The 3,250-nt window shown below is 59.2% G+C and carries 4 protein-coding genes and 3 pseudogenes; 3 read left to right on the top strand and 4 right to left on the bottom strand.

Translation table 11 applies throughout. The features are described 5' to 3' along the window. Window positions 1–44 precede the first annotated feature (44 nt). On the bottom strand, window positions 45–260 hold the full coding sequence (locus tag NKI58_RS35355; RefSeq protein WP_352622739.1) for a transcriptional regulator: 216 nt from the start codon (window positions 258–260) through the stop codon (window positions 45–47). Between the two features lie 157 nt (window positions 261–417). Here NKI58_RS35355 and NKI58_RS35350 point away from each other — a divergent pair, with 157 nt between their 5' ends. From NKI58_RS35350 to NKI58_RS35720, 3 genes and pseudogenes are all read left to right on the top strand, one after another. Further along, on the top strand, window positions 418–1,113 hold the full coding sequence (locus tag NKI58_RS35350) for a hypothetical protein (protein ID WP_352854519.1): 696 nt from the start codon (window positions 418–420) through the stop codon (window positions 1,111–1,113). Beyond that, a complete protein-coding gene (locus NKI58_RS35345; RefSeq protein WP_352622735.1) occupies window positions 1,079–1,285 on the top strand; it encodes a DUF2274 domain-containing protein in 207 nt (68 codons plus the stop codon). Before NKI58_RS35350 ends, NKI58_RS35345 begins: the two co-directional genes overlap by 35 nt. Beyond that, a pseudogene (locus tag NKI58_RS35720) lies at window positions 1,227–1,349 on the top strand (hypothetical protein); the annotation flags it as partial. The gene NKI58_RS35345 and the pseudogene NKI58_RS35720, both read left to right, overlap by 59 nt. On the opposite strand, the gene NKI58_RS35340 reads toward NKI58_RS35720, so the two are convergent. The 3 genes and pseudogenes from NKI58_RS35340 to NKI58_RS35330 form a co-directional block, all read right to left on the bottom strand. Beyond that, a complete protein-coding gene (locus NKI58_RS35340; protein WP_352854517.1) occupies window positions 1,315–2,202 on the bottom strand; it encodes a LysR family transcriptional regulator in 888 nt (295 codons plus the stop codon). The pseudogene NKI58_RS35720 and the gene NKI58_RS35340 overlap by 35 nt on opposite strands. A gap of 247 nt (window positions 2,203–2,449) precedes the next feature. Beyond that, a pseudogene (locus tag NKI58_RS35335) lies at window positions 2,450–2,646 on the bottom strand (leucine zipper domain-containing protein); the annotation flags it as partial. Window positions 2,647–2,732: 86 nt separating this feature from the next. Further along, window positions 2,733–3,250, bottom strand: a pseudogene (locus NKI58_RS35330) (calcium-binding protein); the annotation flags it as partial.

The raw sequence follows: 3,250 nt of genomic DNA, 5'->3' as shown, positions 1-3,250 counted from the left end.
ATGCGAGATCGATGAGTGAAACCTTCGCCCCCCTTTGCTGAAAGTCATTTACTTTGCAGACGGCGTGCTAACCGTACACCGGGCCCGCCTCCATTATCTGGGATAAACTCAATACCGGCAGCTTCGAAGGCGAGACAGATGCGGTCGAACGTCTGCCGTTTAAGCGCCTCACCTCGTTCGAAACGCACAATGGTTTGAGTGGAAACTGCCGCCTCCCTGGCCAAGTCCAAGACGCCCCAACCCAGCGCGGCTCGTGCCATTCGGCACTGTACCGGCGTCAATTTTTCACCATATTGTGGTGATTTTTGTTGTCCATTTGCTGCTCTTGAGGTACCTTGCTTGCGTTGAGCGGCCAGATGCGGTGTTGCTCCACCCCATCTGGCCTGACCACAAACCCAGCTGATTGGAGCTCGGATTATGGCTGATTCCGACAATACCACGACTCTGTCTTCCGTCACCCGCAGGCGAGTGCTTGCGGGGACAGTGGTGGCTGCCACCGCATGGACGCTGGACGGCAACGCATGCGCTGGCGGCGGAGGCACCGATGTGCGTTCTGATCCTGCACTGGCACTTTGGCGGGAATGGGAGAGGGTCCACAAACAGTCCAAGCGGCTTTGTCGCAGGCAGCAGCGCCTGGAGACCAGGCTTGCCGAATGTGTCGGTTTTCCTTGTGCAGACGTCCGCCTGCCCGGTGGCGAGAAATTAACACTCTACTCGATCGAGGCAATCAAACAGGTACTCGGCAATGGGCCGGATACCGCCGCTCTTCGAGAGAAGGCCGAAACTGAGTTTGCTGAGCATCAAGCACGCTGGGAAGCGGCTGCCGAGAAGTCCGGTTACATTGCCGCGCTCAGAGCCGAACGCGAAGCTGGCGAGCGAACGAAGGATCTTCTGGACGCCTTCTCAATCACCCCAGCTACGACTCTCGCCGGCGTGGCGGGCAAGCTCGATGCGGTGTTGCGCGAGGGCGAAGCCTGGGAGGAATGCTCTGAGTTTCCTTGGCCGCAAATCCGCTCAGGGCTCAGCGATCTGGTGCGCATCTTTGGTGCTCACCGAGTGCGGCGTCGAGGGACCCATCATGAGCAAGCTGAAGCTCTCCGCCATTCCCGATGACCGTCCGGTCAAGATCACGGTCGAACTGCCAAGCGCCGCTCATCGCGATCTCGTCCCTATGCTGAATTGCTCGGCGGCGAGACCGGACAAAACTGATAGCACCGATGCTGACCCGGTTCATCACAATAAGCAGAGCATTCGCCAAGGCACGACGGACTCTGAAACCGGGTGACTGTTCGGGTCATGCCGGTCGGATGACTGTCAGCACGAATACCGATCGCGCAGGAAAGAGATGAAGGTCGGCAGGGCAGGATTAGCGTTGTCGGATCGCCAACGGGCTAAACTGGAGATCTGGATTGGTTTGCCCCCGATCCGCAGCTTACGACAGACCGCATCCTGAGGAACACTGTCGGCATCTTGGTCGTGGATCAGAGCGACTCCAAGCCCGTTTCCGACAAGGCGCAAAAGGATGCCCGCACTGACGTGATGTTCGACGATTGGAGGAAGCTCCACGCCGCGTCCAACAGCGTCGGCGAGCTGAAATGCTTCGCCCCTGCGCACCAGCAACGTCTCCTGGTGCAACTCGTGCCACTCGATCACGGTACGGCTGGCGAGGGAATGATTTGAGGCAAGGACGACAGCCAGAGTGTCTTTCCACAGCGTCAATTCGAACGCGCCGCCGGTAAACCGGGAGGAGGAGGTCACGACCACGTCGACCTGGGTGGCACCCAGAGCAGCCTCAGGCGAAGGGTAAGGACTCTCTGTCAAACTGACGGTCACATTGGGATGAGATTGCCCGAACTCGATGATTGCATCCAAGGCTCGCCCCGCGAGGATGATCCCGTTGGAGCCGATGGAAAGCTTTTGTTGGTCATCTCTGGTGCCGGACCTGGCTAGAGTGAGCGTGTTGTCGAGCTCAAGCAGCACGGAGCGCAGACGCTCCAGGAAGCGCTCGCCGGCCGGGGTGGGGCCGACGCCGCGAGCATGGCGATGGAATATCCTCGTACCCATCGCGTATTCCAGATCACGGATGCGCCTGCTGAGCGCGGAGTGATCGATCCCTGTGCGTCGCGAGGCGCGAAGAAAGCTGCCCTCTTCCGCGACCACAAGTGCATAATTGAGGGTCGCGAGTTGGATGGAGCTCCGCATCTCTGCTCAAGGTCAAGTTGGCGACAAAACGCGTTTGAGCGCTTTTGGCCGCTGCGGGCTATCGCCAAATTTCAGTATTGACACAGGGTTTGAGTCGTTCAGATGGCGTGCAGCAAGACCTCTCGCAGTCCCGAAAAACCCCGGAATGCTCATTGGACACGACGAACTCGAATGTCTTTGGTTGCGCCTTGCCCCGAGGAGAGCCTGGGTGTTGAGTGCCCCTCATGGCCGGCCACGCCCGCCACTAGAGGCGCCGTGGCCGCGAGGAGCAATCCCTAAGCGCTTCAACGCCTTCGGCTCTAATGCGGGCCACCCATTTGCGGACGGTGCGCGGGCAGACGCCTGCGGCTAATGCGACAGCCTGCGGCGTCTGCCCGCTCGAGACCTGGTGCACGATTCTCTCTCGACCAAGCGGTGTTAGAGGGGATTCTTGTGGATATTCATTGGGTCCTCCGAGGAAGCACTGAAGCTTCGACAACCTCAGCTTCCTCGCCGGATGGACACCTATTGAAAGCTAACATCTAGCTCTTTCAGGTCACGAAGAATGAGCCTGCCGTAATCGAGAGACCTGGAGAAAGAGTGGCGAACTGCGTTTGAGCTGCACCACCGATCCCGTCGCTGTCGAAAGAGAGCGCCCCGGTTGAGCTGTTGTAGATGATATGGTCCGAGCTGTCATGCGCGCTCGTGCCAGCAAAGAAGGCGTCGGATGAAAGGCCCCCCAGCTTCATGCCGGAAAAAATGGCATGGTCGAGCTGGATCTTGTCCTGCAGTTCGTTGAAGTCGGTGATCCTGTCGATATTGCCCGCTCCAAGAGCGCTGTTGAACACGAAAGCATCATTGCCTCCGTTACCGGTCAGGATGTCGACTCCGCCGCGGCCGTTGATGACATTGGCTCCGGCATTGCCCTGGATCGTCTGGGCGAACTCATTGCCGGTCAGGTTGATGGCTGTGGAGCCGGACGCGTTCGCGGTCGCGAGAAACTGGATCGACGAGCCAGCGGAAAGGGCATAGCTCACCGCGCTGAGCACTTTGTCAGTGCCGCCGCCCA

Source organism: Mesorhizobium sp. M0522, assembly GCF_040321085.1.
Taxonomy (GTDB): domain Bacteria; phylum Pseudomonadota; class Alphaproteobacteria; order Rhizobiales; family Rhizobiaceae; genus Mesorhizobium.
Note: the sequence above shows the minus strand (reverse complement) of the source record. Positions and strands in the feature narration are given on the sequence as shown.